Below are 16877 nucleotides of genomic sequence, written 5' to 3'. Positions count from 1 at the left end.
CCGAGTTATGGCGGTATACGTGCCGATCATGAAAGGTCGCTCGCCCAACTTGCAGGCGCTGGAAAATGCGAGCGACCTGGTCAGGCGTAACATCCGTCCAATTGTCGAGGTCGTACCACGAGACGGCGACGGCGATATCAAAACCACTGTGAAGAGAATTGCAAAACAGATAAAAACATATGGCCTGCACGATCTGGTTCTTGCGTTTGATGCGGCACCTCTGGCAGTACGTTTCGGGGGGTCAGCCCCGATGGAGGCTCTGAATCTCCTTGACGCAGAACTTGGAGCTTTTAACTTCTCCTTTCGGCCTGTCGTCTATCCCGAAGACGATCCGCGTAGTCTCGAAGGAGTGAGACACATAGTGGGAGCCCATCACATAGGCGTATGTCTTCGCGTGAATGAGCCCTATGTGTATAACCTCAGCGATTCGCGCATTCTCCTTGAGCAGCTCGATGCCCTGGGGCTACCTGTTGAGCGGGCCGACGTCGTGCTTGACTGTGGATTCATCCAGGACGTTCGTGACACGGTCGCCCGTCTATCTGGGCCTGTGCGGCATCTGCAGGACCATCCTTGGTGCTCAGTGACCATCGCGGCCGGCTCGTTCCCGGCGCCCGATTTCTTCGCTAACACTCCGCGCCAGAGAGTTATGTCAATCCCTAGGCTAGAGGCGGAGCTGTGGACTCACATCTGTCAGCGCTGGCCTGGAATCCACTATGGTGACTATGGAGTCGATCACCCCGGCCCGCCGTCGGAGGGATTGCGCCCCGATCCCAACCTCCGCTACACCGTGGCCGAGAAGTGGCGTTTCTATCGACAGCCGAAGGATCCAAGCGGCAGACACCATTCGTTTTACCGTCTCTGTCGGGATCTGCTGAAATCCCGTGACTGGCCGCTCGAAGGCCCCACCTTCTCCTGGGGAGACCAGCGGATCGACTTAGCCGCACGCGAGGACATCGGTCCGGGATCTGGTGCCCAGTGGAAGGCGTACTCGATGTCCCACCATCTGGCGGTCATTGTGGCTTTACTGGAGCCTGCGTATGTGACGCAGAGTGCCGCTGCCAACTCGAATGTCCGATAGCTGCGGTGGCATGCAGGCGTGATATCGGAACGCGAGGGCACAGTTACCGCCCACTTCTGATGACACCGATCGTCAGCAGGGCCACGAACCGGCCGTGGGGATCGGATCCCATCCGCCTTCTCACGTGGGTCATCGGTCACCCGTCCATGCCCGGAACATCGGAAGCATTGCCGGTCGCCGACAAGTTTCGGTGATTTGCTGAGGACGCCGTCAGTGCCCTCGGCTCAGACGAGGTGTTCGTCCTGCGGGGGAAGCTCAGAAACAGGATCACGCGGAGATCAACTCACACGCCATTCCGCTGGACGTTACCAAGGGCCGTCGGCAACAGACCGGGACGTCGGCCATGAGCGCGTCTTCCTACCACCAGAACGGGAGGTTGCATCGGCGGTCCTGTACGTCGTCGTGAACCGTACGCAGCCATGGCTCGCGAACCTCCGGCAGTCGTGCCAGCGCGTGGAGGAACATTTCCCGGTCGAGCCGGAACGGGCTGCGAGGCGGCGGTGGTGGTGGGTCATCGCAGTAGACGCCGTCGGGTAGCCCGCCCGATGCGGGGTGGAGCCGCCGATTTCGGCTGAAGGCCATGTACGCCCACACATCGGCAGCCAGTGGCACCGCCGCCTTCGTGCCGGTCGACCATGTCTCTCCAGTCTGCGGGTGCCGTGGAACCAAGGCGATGTCCGTGACCGTGGCGGGCAGTCCCGGCCCGGCCAGGGCCAGGCTCCTCGTCGGCGGCCCGGCCGGGAGCAGGGCGTCGAGCGCCGGACGGAACGCGTCGGCGACAGGGCCGTCGGGAACCACGACCCGCGCACCGCCCGACGCGGCCAGTAGGTGGGCCAGCGCCACCGAGACCGCCGCCTCCCACACCGGGCTCCATGCCCCGATCGGATCAACCGGCGGTCTGTCCGGCTGCTCTCGCAGTTCCTCCCAGCTGAGCACTCGGTGAGCGGACGCGTCGACGTTGAGGGAACGTACGGCGCGTGGGTCCAGCCACACCACCTGCCAGTGCCCGCAGTCGTCGATGAGGGTGGCCACGGCACGACCGCACTGCGCGCACGCCAGGTTGGGGCCGTTCCTGCTGTCCAGACCACAGCAGCGGCCGTCGCATCGCTCCGGAATCAGAACGGTCCCGCGGACGTCGCCCAGTGCGACCGCGACCGCTCCCGGCGGCCCGTACGACAGGGCGAAGACCGGCGCGTACACACCGCGCGCCTCTGCCTCCTCCGCGCCGATCTCCTCCCACCGCCGCCACGGCGGTCCGAAGGGTTCCGGATCCACCGCGTAGGTCCCAGGCTCCATGAGAACAGGAAGGAGTTCGTGGCCGTACTTCCGATGGGCGTGGGCGGGGAGCGCGACCTGCGACACGGGCAAGGTCAGCGAGGCGTCACAGCCCGCACACGTGAACACGATCATGCGCCCTCCCATGTCACGGTGCTCGGATCATCTTGGCTCAGAGCCGGTCTTGGGGGAATCGCTCGACGCCGATTCGGCGAAAGGCCACGCCGCACCTCACGAGGGATGAGGAATGCCGTACAGCAGCCGATACAGCAACACCGCCTTACACGAGCGGTGATCGAGTGGCCATGTCGCAGCGTGGAGAGGAGCGCTGTACAGCAGCCCCGTACAGCAACACCGCCTCACACGACCACACGCCACCGACCCGTATCTACCGTCTGACCAGGACGTAAGGCCACCAACCTGGGACGTGCCGTTGACTCGTAATGAAGGGGTCTTGTGGTTTTGCGATGACTGCTCAGCAGGCCAGTGCCCATGACGTTGCGGGGATGGTTTTCGGCCTCGTATGGACGTGCCGGTGGCTAGAGCCGCTCAGGTGATGCCTCAAAGGCGTCTGCGATGGGGACAGCTGTGAGCGCACCAGCCAGTTGAGACAGTGAGGAGACGACGACTGAGCCGCCGATACCATCGATACCACCGATGCCGGCGAGATGCTTGCGGTTGCCGTATTTGCCGACCACGCCGATCGCCTGGATGCCGGCCTTTGACGCCGCGTACATTCCCTCAATGGACTGGCTGACCACCGTGCACTCGGATGGGTTCGCGCCCAGTGCTTTCACCACCTGCCGTGCGAGGGCCAGGCCGATCGGCTCCTTCGACGAAGGCCGGTGCTCCTCGCGTCCGATGACCGGTCCCACCAGGTGCCGTAGGTCGTGTGTCTCAAGGTAGGTCTCCATGGCGGCGGAGCAGGTGTCCCCCACCACGGCGACGCGTCTGCCGCCGGCCTGGCAGGCCTGCAGCGCCTCGCGTGCTCCCGGGGTGGGTACGGCCGTCAGAGCCGCTGCCATCTCGGCGTCCCGGACGATTTCCTCGGCTTCGGTGCCGTAGGCCCGGCTGACGTGGTGGGCGTATCTCAGCATCCGCAGCGGGTCGGCCTCGATGGAGGTAAAGAGCGACATCCTGTGCCCTTGGGCGAAGAGCCGGTCACGAATCCTTTCGGCGATCGCCTCGGTGTCCACGCCGGCGAAGAGGTCACAGATCGTGCCGTCGAAGGCTAACAGCGCGGCGCGGGTCCGTCCCAGGACGAGGGCGACATGGGGGCGTACCCTCGTGCTCGTCAACCGGAATCCTCCTACTTATGGCATCGTGGCCGATCCTATGCGGTGCCGTACAGCCCGAGGCGCGTTCGGCGGGTGTATGCAGCGACACCGCCTTACATGATCACATGTCGCCGGTCCGTGGCAGCCACCGGATCGGGAAGGCTCCTCGGACGAGGCGCTTGCTTGCCCTTCGGGTCAGCTGCTCAGGTGTCGTATAAGCCGTCCCAGGGTTCGTAGAAGCCGAGGTTGTCCGGGTAGAGCTCGGCATGCTCGGTGCCTTCGAAGGTCTCGATGACGAGGCCGAACAGCACGCCGTTGAATTCTCGCCGGAAGGGGCGGATGGCGATGTTGCCGAAGCGAAGGCCGGGGAGCATGGCGAGCCACTGCTTCAACCGCTCTTGCGCGGCGTTGATGGCTGTTCGGTGGTGGTCGTCGGTTCCGGCGCGCTCGATGCGGGAGTCGAGGTGGTGGCCGGCGGCGTCGAAGGTGTGCAGGACAGCGTGCCAACGCTGGTGCGCGGGCCAGTCATCGGTGATGGTGCAGCCGTCGGGGAAGGCGGCGATGACGGAGCCGAGGAATTGCCCGCCCTCCCAGAGGCCGATGGTGTCGGTGCGGTAGTCGGGTTCGTAGCTGATGGGGATGATCTCGGGGACTGCCATGCGCGGGAGAGTAGCGATCGGGTCCGACAACGCTCCTTTGCGATGCGCTTGATCCTGCTAACGAAAGTGCTAACACCGTCCCTGGACGCGGGTGGACATCTATGGAAGGCGATCAAGTGTGAGGCGTCTCTGAGCAGCCTTTTCTGACACCTGTGGACGTCGGTGGACGTTCTCAAACTGGCTACGGATCAGAAGGTTGGGGTTTCGAGTACCTCCGGCCGCACACATGCAAGAAGGCCTCTGAACAGGCGTTACGCCATCAGGGGTCTTTTTCGTTGTGTCGCTCAGCCGGTCTCTTCGGTGTCTGTGGGAGCCAACTTGGGAGCCAAAGACGTGGGCCTGCTCAGCAGAGCCCCGGAGATCGCCGCCGACGCCGCCCGCTTGTCCCCCTCCGTCAGATGCCCGTAGACATCCTTGGTGATCTCGATGCTGGCGTGTCCGAGGACGTCGGAGACGACGTGCAGCGGTGTGCCCTGGGCGAGCATGAGCGAGGCCCCGGAGTGCCTCAGCTCGTGCGGGTGCCAGTGACCGAGGCCGGCCTTCTGCGTCAATTTCGAGAATAGGTGAGAGAAGGTGTCGGGGTCGGACAGGTTGCCGAGCATCAAGCGGCGGCGCGCCGCGCCGCCGTACCCCCGGCCCTCCGCCCGCCGCCGTCCGGGCGGGCGGCCTGGGGGCCGGTCCCGGACGGCGGCGGGACACCGGGCCGGGCACCGCACGCCTGCCGCGCCGTACTGACCGATCGCTCCGGGCGGGGTTGCCGCGCCGCCATACAGATGCAGCCCTTACGATCGCCACGGCGTGGCCGGCCGCCGTACGTGCTTGGGGCGATCGACGATCCAGGGTTCGTGCCTCACCTTGGCTCACCGAGCAGCGTGGGTGATCGCCGAGCTTGACCCCTGGACTGGCTGATTGCAGGATGGTGAACAATGGGCAGGAGGCGCTACGTCGCCAGAGGCGTTCCCGGCGGCTACCGGATCTGGGACAACAAGGTGCGTCGCTGGTGGGGCGACCTCTATGAGTTATGCCCCGATGACATGCTTACCGAATTGAACGGCGCCCGTGACTACGGCAGGATCACGGTTCTCCTCAAGCGTTATCGAGCCATGAAGCGGTAGGCGGTGTTCCACTCCAGGTGGAGGTTCTGCCCGATGACTGCTGGCAAGTGCTGACAGCGACGGCATGATCAGGCAGGGTTGGCGGTGCGCAGAACAGCAGCACCGTGTCATTCTGCATTCATGCTCACCGTGCGCGCGCTTTCTAACTACCTCGAAGGACTTCCGGACGAGACTCCCGTCGTGATCGATGTCCACGATGGGGACAACTGGTCCCTTCGCGTCGAGAATCTCAACGTCACGACCACACAAGACGTGACCAAGGGCGGTGACCCCCACGAGGGAACCGAGGTTGAGATCTTCTGGGAGCCTGGTGAGCACGGCTGGACCATGAGCGGCCCGTCCAAGACGCTCTTTACCTTGGACGAGATGACCGAGTCGATCAACGCGACGCGCTCCGCCAAGAACTAAACAGCCTACGTTTCAGCCCCGAGCACTAGCTTGGCACCTGTGGAGGAAGAACATCTGGGCAAACAGCGCGCGCATTGGCCAGAGCGACGCAAGGACGTACTCGAGGCACTACGAGCCCTGAGTGACCGCGACTATCAGGACCAACACTGGCGATCCGGGAAAGGACGGCCGGACCTCACCGCGACCGTGCACTGGCTCATCGACGACACCTTCACCGACCAACACGGCGCGCGGACACTGATCCCCCATCTCTTCTTTGATCAACGAGAAGCCGAGCTCGTGCAGACGGTGGTCGACGCCCTCTTGCACGTACTCGATGACCTCGGCCCTGCCGCTCCGGACAACGCCTATCTCGACCATCCTGAGTGGATCAACGTCCTAAACTCGGCTGGCGCCGCCTACCTGGCCTTGTCCTCCGACAAACACGGCTCGTGACGAAACTCCGCGCAGTGCCCTTGCACATAGGAGCGTCAGTCAGCTGGAGCGACCACTGATGAGAATCCGCGCGACGTAGTGATCCAGCTTCATGCCGCTTGGCTGGGGTTGCTACCCGAACGAGCCGTCCTCGCGGCCGACGAACCGCACGCAGCCGTCGTGCTCGAAACGCACCCGCCCGTCAAACGACGAGGCGGGGTTGGTGCAGGCGCCGTAGTCCAAGCCGAGCTGACCGCTCAACGCGATCCAGAAACTGCATCCTCCGCACTGGGCGTAGTACCACTCCTCCAGGTACTCAGGCTGGGCGGTGGAGCGATTCAACGACGCACCCCATCGCGAATGGCACTGATCGTTGTGATCTCGATCGTTACCCGTCCAAGGCTCACCAGTGGCCATTCACGGTGCCTCCGTCTAAGTCCGAGACCGTCAGCCCCGGCTTGCGGGGCCTGAGCTCGATCAACAGGGTACGGGATATACGCGGGATGGCCACCGCCGAACGGCCTACCAGAAAGCATGTTGTTGCAGTTCGCAGCCTATGAGGCATCGTAAACAGGGACGCGCCGTAAAACCGTCGACGCTCCAACCCTGGGAGCCAACTTGGGAGCCATCGGGCCGTACGATCCCGGACCGAGATGGACTGACGTGAACAGACGGCTCGTTCGTGACCTGCGTGGCGAACTGATCTGAACACTTTGGACCTTGTTTGGGAACCTACGGATCAGAAGGTTGGGATTTCGAGTACCTCCGGCCGCACACATGCGAGAAGACCCCTGAACAGGAATTACGCCATCAGGGGCTTTCTTGGTTTCTTGGTCGTTCGAGCTTCTTGTTAACAGTTCGCTGCCGCCCGCCCACGCACTGTCCGATTTTCGGATCAGCGAGTCCGATGCCGTCGCGCCTACTTCGCGGCTGGTGACACGGACTTGAGCGGAGGTCCGTTCAGGACGCGATGGCGGCGACTTGGCGGGTGATCACCTTTCCATCGCCAGGGTGCGAGCCCAGGCCCTGTGCTGCGCATCGGGCCTGGGCCGGGAACGGAGGGAGTCAACTGCGCTTGGCGGGCAGCGGCGGCTCGGCATCGGTCCAGCCCACCCGCTGGTAGGCCGTGAAGCTGGTGGTCTTCGCGATACGGCCGCCGGCGAGCTCGACCGTGGTCGTCGTCAGGCGCGTGAGCGGCAGGCCCGTCGCGGGGTCGATCACCCACGCGACCTGGATGGCGCTCTTCTGCCCGAATCGGGGAGTCACTTGATAGCCGAATGCCTCGCCCGTGCGGCCCAGCGGATCCTTCGTCCTGCCCAGGGACTCCAATGTGGGCATGGTGGCCAGGATGCGGTAGGCGGAGGCGCGGACGGCGGGTGAGACGGGCAGACCGAAGACGACCTGTATGCAGAGTTCCCGCAGGGCCGCCTCCAGCGATCGCGGGTCCTGCCCGTAGTCGGCCTTGGTCTGGGAGGTGAGGCGCTGCTCGAGGTAGGCGCGCAGTTCCCGCTCGCCGCTCGGAACGCGGCGGAGCTCCTCCCAGGTGAGGAGCTCCTTGGCCAGATCCCCGCCCGAGCCCTTCCACTTGCCGCGCAATCGTGTGGCCGTCTTCTCCTCCGCCTCGGCTCGCACCACCTCCGACGAGGAGGCTCCGACGTATCCGCTCATGTCCATCGGGTACTTCCACCGGGTCGGCGAACCCGCCTTCCGCCAGGCGGCCTGGTCCTCAGGGGTGAGTGGCTTCGCGCCGAGGAATTGCGTGATCCACCAACTCTGCGCCCCGGGCCTGCGCGCCAGCCACTGGTCCTTAGAGGAGAGCCGTCTGATGACGTAGCCGCGGTCCGGGGAGATCGCGTCCATGCCGGAAACCGTGCCGGTACGCCAGTACGTCCCCGACACGGGTGCCTTCGTGGCGGTGACGGCGGCGGCGGCGGACAGCAGCATCTGGCGGGCCGACGGTTGCGCGCTGGTCGAGGCCGCCGGCGAAGGGGCCGGCCGTTGCTCATCCGGCGCCGTCACCATGGTGACCACCAGAACCGTGGCGACCACACTCGCCGCCGATGCCAGCCACGGTATCGGCCCGCGCAGCCACGTGGCGCGTGGCCTGTGGCCCTGCCCTGGCGGCTCCGACATGATCGAGGCCAGCAGCGCCTGGGCCCCCGCTCCAGACGCCTGCCCGGCCGGCTCGCCGCTCAGGTCGTCGTCGCGCACCCTGGCGAGATCATCCATGTTCACAGTGCGGTCCTCTCGAAGAGCGGAAGGTCGATCCCCGCGCCGTCCAGGGCGCGCGCGAACCGCTTGCGTGCGCGGTGCAGCCGGACACGTACGGCGTTGCGGGTGATACCGAGTGTGCGGGCCACCTGCTCGGTGTCGAGCTTCTCCCAGGCGACCAGCGACAGCAGCTCCCTGTCATCGTCGTTCAGACTTTTGAAGACCCGGCCGAGCTGCGTGTACTCGGCCGGTGGCGGCCCGGCCAGCGCCGGAGAAGCGGTGATCTGCTCGCGCAGCGCGGCGGTGCGCCGCTCATGCCGCCGTTCGCCGCGGCGGTGGTTGGCGAGAGCCTTGCGGGCCACGCCGTACAGCCAGAGCCTGGCCTCGTCCCCCGGCGGGATCTCGTTGATCCGCCGCCACGCGATGACGAACGTCTCGGCCACCACGTCGGCTGCGTCGTCGGGATCCTGGCACCGGCGCAGGACGTACCCGAGTATGGGGCGATAGGCATGTTCGTATATCTGCACGAACCGGCCGTGGGGATCGAATCCCATCCGGCCTCCTCACATGGATCATCGGTCACCCGTCCATGTCCGGAATATCGGAAGCATTACCGGTCGCCGACAAGTTCTCGGTGATCTTCTGAGGACGCCGTCAGGGCCTTCGACTCAGGTCCGTGCCACCAGCCGCAAAGTAGGCGTGTATGGCGACGAACGACAGAGCAGACAGTCGACACGGTCATCCGCTCATGATCTCCACGCCGCGAGACGCCTCTTACCGCGCCCCTTCACAAGCGTGATCGCATTTCGAACGGCGTTGACATCCTCGCTTCCGGGGAAGTCCTGCGCCGGCATGGCCGGCACCACGGCCTGTTCCTCAGACGCCATACGGCGATCAGCCATGGTCGCGCGACCTACGGTACGCGAGTGGAGTTCGCGAAAAATCAGTAGAACCGCCGCCACGGGATCTTTCGTGGAAATCGCTGGGCGATAAGTCTGATCTTGCTAATGCCGCCTCCACGTAGCAGACGCAGAATGGCCCGCGCCGGAGCGGCGCCCACCAGGTCGACCGCGAACCGATCGGACGCGTACACCCGGCGACGCAAGATCCACAGTACGGCCTGGTAGGCCAACAGCAGGCCGGCGCCGACAGGGAGCAGCACCGGCAGCATCGTGAACTCGATCAGTCCCCATATGGCTATCACCGCGGCGGCTACCGGCAAGATGTGCCGAGCGGCTCTCAAGACGTACACCTCGAAACTGATGTGTCCCAGCGCGATGTAGCCGAGTTGGTGGGCGATCAGGCCGGCCGGCGCATCCTGTGGCCACTGTTCGGCTGTGGTCCGGTCGACGACGATTGTCGCGGTTGGGCGAGGCCAGGCCCACTTGACGTCGATCGTCGCCGCCACATGCAGGTCACCGACGGTGACGGGCAGGTGGGGATCAAGATCTGCGCGCTGTGAGAGCGCGCATCAGCATGCGTAGCCGATCAACGGTGTCTGTGTCCATCGCCTCCGCCGGCGAAGAAAGATCGGCATACGAGCCGCCGCCGTTGATCGGTCACGCTGAACGATGTACGGCAGCTTGTACGGCGACACCGCCTTACCCGATCACATCCCATCAGTCCGCTTCTACTGTCCGACCAGGCCGCGAACTCGCCGACCTGGGTAGCGTCGTTCACTCGTGACTGAGTGCTCCGGCGTAGATGTTGCTCCGTGTCGTGTGAAATCTGTCTCGTTGTGCTCCTCCTACCGTGTCGGGGTGAAAGACGAGACGACCAGCCAGACGGCGGTGGCCGCGATCACGACCGCGACGGCGACGTTCTTCGCCCGTCCGGGAATCACGTCCTTCGATTGTCCGCGGATCATGTGCCGCGCCAGGCGAACGGTTCCGGCCCAGGAGATCCGCTGCCGGGGGCTCCAGACGGCCGACGCGACGAGGACGGCCGCGAGAAGCAGATGCCACCGCACCGAATCGACGAGAGGTATCTGGATGTCCTCGCCGTACCAGCGGACGTACTCCACGACGTCGAGGAGCGGGAAGAGGAGGAGAACCGCCGCGACCGCGGTGCCGGCCGGTCGCTCCCATCGGGCGGAGGCCGCCGCTCTCGCGGTTGCCGCCAACGCGACGAGAACGACCGGCAGGCCGATCATGTCGGCACAACCGGACCACCATGCGAGGTCGTTCCAGAACGACTCCGGAGCCTCGGCGTCGGTGTAGACGACCGTGAGAAAACTGCCGAACGTGACCGGGAAGCGGTGGAATGCCGCCGCCCACGCCGCGGCGCCGACGGCTCCCGTCCACATGATGGTCTCGTGCCATCTTGGGGGCGGCGGTCTGCGGTGCAGTGGTGACCGGGCCGCCAGGAGCAGCGCCCCCGCGACCACCGAATAGCAGACGATCAAGGGCCAGGGCGGTACGGCCATACGCTCCTGCCCGGTGCACGGGTCGGGGCCCGGCAGGAGAAACGCGATGAAGAGTCCGAACGCGAGCACAGCGCCGACCGCGGCGACCGCCGTGAGCGTGGCCCGACGTGACCCGCGCAGGAGAAGACCCGCCACGACGACCGGCAGCAGGAGAACACCCCAGAACAGCAACTCTCCCGGCACGCTCACCAGCGCGTAAGGACCCCCCGCCGGGTAGGGGGCGGAATCCGTCGCGGAACAGAACCAGCCGACGCTCTGCCTGCCGGCTCCGAACGTCATCAGGATCACCGGCCCTGACACCGCCAGAACCGCACCGAAGCGCAGCACCGCCGCCATTGGTGATCGCGCTTCTGATCCGGGCTCTTGCGTCACGGCGTCCTCTCCCGGAAACGATCAATTTGAGCGAGGGTAGCGGATGGCCGTCGGCTGAACGGGAGGTCGCTTTCCGCGGCGGTGCGGGCCGACCGCCGGCGTCGGCATGAGGAGGGCGACCGGCCTGTGCGCGGTCCGAACGCCGGAGCGGGCGGCCCGGCCCTGAACGCGGCGCGGAACACTTGCCACGGAGGGGCCCGGACGAGGGAGTTCCCGCGTGTGATGAGCGCTGAGCGAGAGATCACGTCACAGCTCATGAGGGAGGGCCGTACAGCGGTCGATACGGCGGCACCGCCTTGCAGGATCACCCTCCACCGGCCCGTAACCACCATCTGAGCAGGGCGAGACGCCGCTGACGAGGCATCTGCCTTTCCCCGCGGATCATACGGTCGGGGTTTCGAGTCCTCCGGACGCACATATGCAAGAAGCCCCCTGAACAGGCATTACGCCATCAGGGGCCTTCTTGCCAACACCCTCGCCAACAGGGCGTTTCTCCTGCTCGCCACCGGCATCCGCGAAGACGTCGGCCACGGAGGCTTCCGCCGTTCGAACCACGTGGGCGTGAACGCGAAGCATGGTGGACGGGCCGGCGTGGCCGAGCCGGGCGACGACGATATCCGGTACCGATGCAGCACCGTCGTCGATCATGGCGCCGGCCGGTACCCCTACCTGAATCACCATGTCGAGCCGCACCCAGCGGACTGACCGACGTAGGCATTCCGGCTCTACCGGAAGGTGGGCAACCGATGAAGTGAACCCGTCCCGGTTGCGTCCACGGAGGGGACGTACAGCGACACCCTCTTACACGGTCACACGCCCCCGGCCTGTATCCACCGCCCGACCAGGGCGTGAGTCCGCCGGCCTTCGGCCGCGCCGCCGCTTTCACACAGCCCTGTGATCGCCACGGGTGGCCGATGTCCGCCGCGGTCGGTGGCGATCGACGATCCGGGGTTCGTTCCTCGCCCCGGCTCACCGAGCAGCGCGGCCGATCTGCCGGCGCAGGGACCGCATCACCAAAAACAACCACGGCGATCACCAGCCACCAGGTCAGGCGCCATGGGGTGCCACGTCGTGGGCTGATCACCGGGCCGTCGAATGCGCCGCGGCAGACGCTGGGCTACCCCGACGCTTCGTATCGCGCGCACGGGCCGACGCCGCTATGCCGGGACGGACGGCCTCCTTGCGTCCCGCCGTACTGGGGCTGATCACGAAAGGGGCCTCGAGTTCGCCGGGAGGAACTCCAGGGCGACGGCACGGGCCCGGAGCCGTTCGGCAAGGGCGTTGTCGTGAGGCAAGCTGATGACGTGAGTGTCCATGTGTCTTCGGACGACGTCGGAGCCCCGCGGGCACAGGCCGGTCCCAACCCGCAGCACCTGCTGACGACCTTGCTCGGCGAGTACCTCGACTCCTCGGATGCCGACCTTCCGTCGGTGGCGGTGGTCGCGATGCTCAGGGAGTTCGGCATCAGCGAGTCCAGCGCGCGGGCCGCGTTGTCCCGGCTGACCAAGCGTGGCCTGATCGCCGTGCGGGGACCCAGGCGGCCGCCTGTGTACCACCTCACGCCTCAGGCGATCGCCAGGCACCGCTCCCGGATGGATCACTTTCTGAGCTTCGGCGCACGCCCGCCGCGGTGGACCGGCGACTGGGTGACCGTCTCCTTCTCGATCCCCCAGTCCGGCCAGGCCCCACGGCACGCGGTCCGCAAGGCTCTGGGGTCGCTGGGTTTCGCGCGGCTGTACGACAGCGTGTGGATCCGGCCCGGATCCGACTCCGGTCCGGTGGCTCAGGCGCTGCACGACATCCTGAACGCCGTCGACGGCAGCCGATGGTCGGTGATGCACGCCCGTTTCGACGAGGAGACCGGCCCGCACGGTCCGGCCGCCGCCTACGATCTGGCCGGCCTCGCCTCGGCCTACGAGGCTTTCATCGCGCGGTACTCGGACCTGCGGGTGGCCGTCCGCAACGGGGAGGTCGACGCGACCCGGGCGCTGGTGGCACGGACCTCCGTCATGGATTCCTGGCGGAAGTTCCCTGACATCGACCCGAACCTCCCCGAGCACCTCCTGCCGGCACCGTGGCCCCGCAAGGCTGCCAGGGACCTGATGCTGGAGATCCATTCCGCTCTCGGCTCGCTCGCCGAGGCGCGGCTCATCCGGGTCGCGACACCGTACTGGCCGGACGCCGCGTCCTGGATCACCCACTTCGAGGCATCGGAGAACTCCGTATCGGCCCCGGCCGGCGGGGACGGCTGAAAAGAAACTTTCATTCACTCGGACGACTGCCCGGTCGCCAGGGCGCGTTTCGCGACGGCTGCGGCGCACCGGCTTCTCGACCGGCCGCCGGCCGCCGGGATCCCGCCGGAGCGTCAGGCCGGTCAGGTGTTGTGACCTGCGCTGGAGCCGCCTGCGCCGGCGCGTCCTCCCATCGCCGGGCAGGGGACTGGTGGCGCCGTCCCGAGGGTTCGCGTGATCGGCCGGCCCACGCCCGGGGCCGAATGCCTCAGGGGCGTTTCCGGTTCGCGCGCGTACCGCTCAACCGACCGAGTGCGCTTGCTTGACACTTTTTATCACCGCAGTGATAGTAACTGCACGTTGCTCTCGTCGGCTCGTTCCGCCCGACACGAGCGCGACTTGTCGTCGATGGTCCGCCACACCGATCTTCAGATTCGGTCGGCGCCGGCCGGCCTGGCCGCGGTGGGAGTGGTAGTGCCGCTGTCGGGCTCTGCCGGCGTGCGCCGCGCATGCCACATCGGACGTAGAGCGCTGTCTTGACACCCTTGGAGGGCGAAATGAGAAAACGCTCGATCATCAGCGCGGTAGTGGCGGCCGTGGTCGCCACGGTCGGTGCCGGAACAGCGGCGCTCACCATGACGCCGAGCGCCGCGGCGGCCCTCAACTCGGGTCCCTATCCGGCTGGTTACGAGACCTCGACCGGCCTGCCCAATCACACCATCTACCGGCCAGAAACCCTCCCGTCCGAGAAACTTCCCGTTTTCGTATGGGGCAACGGAGGCTGCTCCGCCAACGGGACGTCGCAGCTGAACTTCCTCCGCGAGATCGCCTCGCACGGATTCCTGGCCATCGCCAGCGGCAGCCCGAACGGCTCCGGCTCGACGACGTCCCAGATGCTCACCCAGTCCATCGACTGGGCGGTCGCGGAGAACAGCCGCCAGGGCGGCAAGTACTACGGCAGGCTCGACACCGGCAGGATCGCCGCAGGGGGCTTCTCCTGCGGGGGGCTGGAGGCCTACGCCGTCTCCAACGACCCACGTATCACCACGACCACCATTTTCAGCAGCGGGTTGTTGAACGACTCCGACGACTACCAGCTCAGGCGGCTGACGAAGCCGATCGCCTACTTCATCGGCGGGCCCAGTGACATCGCCTACCCGAACGCCATCGACGACTGGGGCAAGTTGCCCGCGGGGCTGCCCGCGTTCATGGGCAATCTGAACGTCGGGCACGGCGGCACCTACGGCCAGCCCAACGGCGGCGAGTTCGGCCGCGTGGCGGTGCTGTACCTCAAGTGGCGGCTGAAGGGCGACACGACGGCCGGTGCCAACTTCGTCGGCCCCAACTGCGGCCTGTGCGGCACCCAGTGGCAGATCCAGCAGAAGAACCTCACGCTCGACAGCGGCACCCCCTCCCCCTCCCCGTCACCCACCGTCAGCCCGTCCCCGTCCCCGTCCCCGTCCCCGACACCCAGCCCCGGCACCCAGGGCTGCTCGGCGACCTACTCGGTGCAGGACCAATGGGCCGGCGGGTTCGTCGCCGCCGTCAACGTCACCGCGGGCGGCGCCGCGATCAACGGCTGGAGGGTCGCCCTCACCCTGCCCGGCGGAGCCACGATCACCTCCCTGTGGAACGGCGTCAGCTCCGGCACCAGCGGCACCGTGACCGTCGCCAACCAGAGCTACAACGGGCGGCTGGCGGCCGGACAGAGCACCAACTTCGGGTTCCAGGGCAACGGAACCGGCACCGGAGCCACCGTCACCTGCACCGCCGGCTGATTCCGGCCCGCCCTGGGCAGGACCCGCCGGGGGCCAGGCCGACCCACCGCGAGAGCAGCCGTGTCCGAGCACCTGCGGGAAGTTCATCGGGTGCATCCTTACAAGCCACTGATGATGGTGCAGCACAGAACAGCACGGCCCGGCCCAAGGCCGGAGCAGGCGAAGGGAACGCGGGCATCGCGCCCGCCGATCCCTCGATCGTGAGTTGACGTACTCACCACGCTGAGCGCTGACGCGCGCCTCGTCGCGGGCCGCTTTCGCCTCGTCTTCCGTGGCGAAGCCGCTCACCCGCCCGGGCTTGCCCTCAGCGGTCTCCGGGTCCTCGACGCGGATGACGTACGACCGGTCCTGTCACGTTCCATCACACCGTCGCGAAGCTCGGGCAGGTTCTCGCGCCGGCCAGAACCTGCGCGGTCGCGGGCTGTGCGTCTCATTCGCCGTCGAATCACCTGTCAGATGGCGCGCACGCCTGTACGGGAAGCCTGTCGGACAGGCTGACAACAAGATCTTCTTGTGGACACGCGAGCAAACCGAAACCTTGGATTCGGCCGCACAGGGATCGCCCCCAGCGCCTGAGACCAGGAGTAACGATGAAGCTGCCTCCACGCGCCGCTGCCCTCGTGGCGGCCGCCCTGCTCGCTTCGCTGACCGGAGTGTCCGGGATGTCGGCGGCGCAGGCGGCCGACGCCGGGGCCCTTCCGAGCGTGAACATGGAAGCCACCGTCAAGGCGGCCCAGATCGACCCGCGGCGGCCTGACGAGACGCTGACCCCGGGCGCCAAGGCCGGCGTGCTCCTCGTCGAGCGGGCGCTGCGCGACCGGCGCCTGCTCGACGCGAAGTGGGTGGACGGCTACTTCGGCACCACCACGGTCACCGCCTTCGCGAAGTACCAGAAGTCGCTCGGCTTCACCGGTCTCGCCGCCAACGGCCTGCCGGGCAAGGCGTCGCTCACCAGGCTCGGAGCCGGCCGCTTCAGGGTCACCCACGTCATCGACCCGGGCACACGGGTGTCCACCGACGGTTTCGTCGTCAACACCCGCACGCGAAGCATGCTGGCCGAGGCGAAGCGGCTGCTCGGCCGCGACTTCACGCTGGATCAGGGTTCGTACAACCCCGGCGGCGACCCCACGTCCGCGGGCACCCACGACGGCGGCGGCGTCGTCGACATCTCGGTCAAGGGGATGAGTTCCGCCACCCGCACCGCGGTCGTCCGCGCGTTGCGACGTGTCGGTTTCGCGGCATGGGTGCGTAGCCCCGATCAAGCCGACTGGCCGTGGCACGTCCACGCCGTCGCCATCAGCGACACCGGACTCTCCGGCCAGGCCCAGCGCCAGGTCGGTGACTACTACCTCGGCCTGAACGGGCTCGCCGGCCGTGGCCCGGACGACGGCCCGAAGGTGGCCATCCGCACCTGGGAGGAGTACCGGCGTCGCTGACTCGTCCGAACCCCAGGCTCCGCAGGCAGAAGCAGACACAAGGAGAACAGCATGAGAACTTTCACCAGGATCCTCGCCGCGGCGACCGCCATGATGGCGCTCGGCGGGACGGCATTCGTCACCGCGGCGCCCGCTTCGGCGGCGGGTCGTAACGGCGTGTGCGAGAGCGGTGAGTTCTGCTACTACTTCAACAGCAAC

At 66.6% G+C, this 16877-nt stretch carries 16 protein-coding genes; 6 read left to right on the top strand and 10 right to left on the bottom strand.

What is annotated here, in order from left to right; translation table 11 throughout:
• Nucleotides 1-28 precede the first annotated feature (28 nt).
• The gene (locus ACTOQ3_RS41400; protein WP_440089424.1) at nucleotides 29-1078 is read left to right on the top strand and encodes a beta family protein; all 1050 of its coding nucleotides are present in this window, start codon (nucleotides 29-31) and stop codon (nucleotides 1076-1078) included.
• Between the two features lie 357 nt (nucleotides 1079-1435).
• Here the strand turns inward: ACTOQ3_RS41400 and ACTOQ3_RS41395 are convergent, their stop codons facing one another.
• The 4 genes from ACTOQ3_RS41395 to ACTOQ3_RS41380 all read right to left on the bottom strand — a co-directional run bounded on the left by ACTOQ3_RS41395 (nucleotide 1436) and on the right by ACTOQ3_RS41380 (nucleotide 4891).
• Entirely contained in the window at nucleotides 1436-2488 is a 1053-nt protein-coding gene (locus ACTOQ3_RS41395) for a hypothetical protein (protein WP_440089380.1), read from the bottom strand.
• Between the two features lie 404 nt (nucleotides 2489-2892).
• Nucleotides 2893-3651 (bottom strand): HAD hydrolase-like protein, encoded by a 759-nt coding sequence (locus ACTOQ3_RS41390; RefSeq protein ID WP_440089379.1) that lies wholly within the window; start codon nucleotides 3649-3651, stop codon nucleotides 2893-2895.
• 182 nt (nucleotides 3652-3833) lie between these two features.
• Nucleotides 3834-4289, bottom strand: coding sequence for a hypothetical protein (locus tag ACTOQ3_RS41385; RefSeq protein WP_440089377.1), 456 nt, complete (start codon nucleotides 4287-4289; stop codon nucleotides 3834-3836).
• Between the two features lie 284 nt (nucleotides 4290-4573).
• Nucleotides 4574-4891, bottom strand: a complete 318-nt coding sequence (locus tag ACTOQ3_RS41380) for a tyrosine-type recombinase/integrase (protein WP_440089375.1) — start codon at nucleotides 4889-4891, stop codon at nucleotides 4574-4576.
• 633 nt (nucleotides 4892-5524) lie between these two features.
• Between ACTOQ3_RS41380 and ACTOQ3_RS41375 the strand changes: the two genes are divergently transcribed.
• Nucleotides 5525-5812, top strand: a complete 288-nt coding sequence (locus ACTOQ3_RS41375) for a hypothetical protein (RefSeq protein WP_440089374.1) — start codon at nucleotides 5525-5527, stop codon at nucleotides 5810-5812.
• 39 nt (nucleotides 5813-5851) lie between these two features.
• A complete protein-coding gene (locus ACTOQ3_RS41370; protein WP_440089372.1) occupies nucleotides 5852-6247 on the top strand; it encodes an SCO4402 family protein in 396 nt (131 codons plus the stop codon).
• Nucleotides 6248-6358: 111 nt separating this feature from the next.
• On the opposite strand, the gene ACTOQ3_RS41365 is transcribed toward ACTOQ3_RS41370, so the two are convergent.
• The 6 genes from ACTOQ3_RS41365 to ACTOQ3_RS41340 form a co-directional block, all read right to left on the bottom strand.
• The gene (locus ACTOQ3_RS41365; RefSeq protein ID WP_440089371.1) at nucleotides 6359-6643 is read right to left on the bottom strand and encodes a DUF3027 domain-containing protein; all 285 of its coding nucleotides are present in this window, start codon (nucleotides 6641-6643) and stop codon (nucleotides 6359-6361) included.
• A gap of 648 nt (nucleotides 6644-7291) precedes the next feature.
• Entirely contained in the window at nucleotides 7292-8455 is a 1164-nt protein-coding gene (locus tag ACTOQ3_RS41360) for a CU044_5270 family protein (protein ID WP_440089423.1), read from the bottom strand.
• Between the two features lie 2 nt (nucleotides 8456-8457).
• Nucleotides 8458-8991, bottom strand: coding sequence for an RNA polymerase sigma factor (locus tag ACTOQ3_RS41355; protein WP_440089370.1), 534 nt, complete (start codon nucleotides 8989-8991; stop codon nucleotides 8458-8460).
• Between the two features lie 389 nt (nucleotides 8992-9380).
• Nucleotides 9381-9845, bottom strand: coding sequence for a M48 family metalloprotease (locus ACTOQ3_RS41350; protein WP_440089368.1), 465 nt, complete (start codon nucleotides 9843-9845; stop codon nucleotides 9381-9383).
• A 339-nt stretch (nucleotides 9846-10184) separates the two neighbouring features.
• Nucleotides 10185-11141: a hypothetical protein gene (locus ACTOQ3_RS41345; protein ID WP_440089367.1), complete on the bottom strand. Its 957-nt coding sequence runs from the start codon at nucleotides 11139-11141 to the stop codon at nucleotides 10185-10187.
• A 474-nt stretch (nucleotides 11142-11615) separates the two neighbouring features.
• Entirely contained in the window at nucleotides 11616-11927 is a 312-nt protein-coding gene (locus ACTOQ3_RS41340) for a hypothetical protein (RefSeq protein ID WP_440089366.1), read from the bottom strand.
• A gap of 611 nt (nucleotides 11928-12538) precedes the next feature.
• On the opposite strand from ACTOQ3_RS41340, the gene ACTOQ3_RS41335 reads away from it, so the two are divergent.
• The 3 genes from ACTOQ3_RS41335 (at nucleotide 12539) to ACTOQ3_RS41325 (ending at nucleotide 16679) form a co-directional block, all read left to right on the top strand.
• Entirely contained in the window at nucleotides 12539-13486 is a 948-nt protein-coding gene (locus tag ACTOQ3_RS41335) for a PaaX family transcriptional regulator (RefSeq protein WP_440089364.1), read from the top strand.
• A gap of 536 nt (nucleotides 13487-14022) precedes the next feature.
• Nucleotides 14023-15243, top strand: a complete 1221-nt coding sequence (locus ACTOQ3_RS41330) for a cellulose binding domain-containing protein (protein ID WP_440089363.1) — start codon at nucleotides 14023-14025, stop codon at nucleotides 15241-15243.
• A gap of 590 nt (nucleotides 15244-15833) precedes the next feature.
• Nucleotides 15834-16679, top strand: a complete 846-nt coding sequence (locus tag ACTOQ3_RS41325; RefSeq protein WP_440089361.1) for a peptidoglycan-binding domain-containing protein — start codon at nucleotides 15834-15836, stop codon at nucleotides 16677-16679.
• Nucleotides 16680-16877 lie beyond the last annotated feature (198 nt).

This window comes from Streptosporangium sp. LJ11 (genome assembly GCF_051918945.1).
In the GTDB taxonomy this organism is placed as follows: Bacteria; Actinomycetota; Actinomycetes; order Streptosporangiales; family Streptosporangiaceae; genus Streptosporangium.
This window is presented reverse-complemented; position numbering and strand designations above follow the sequence as displayed.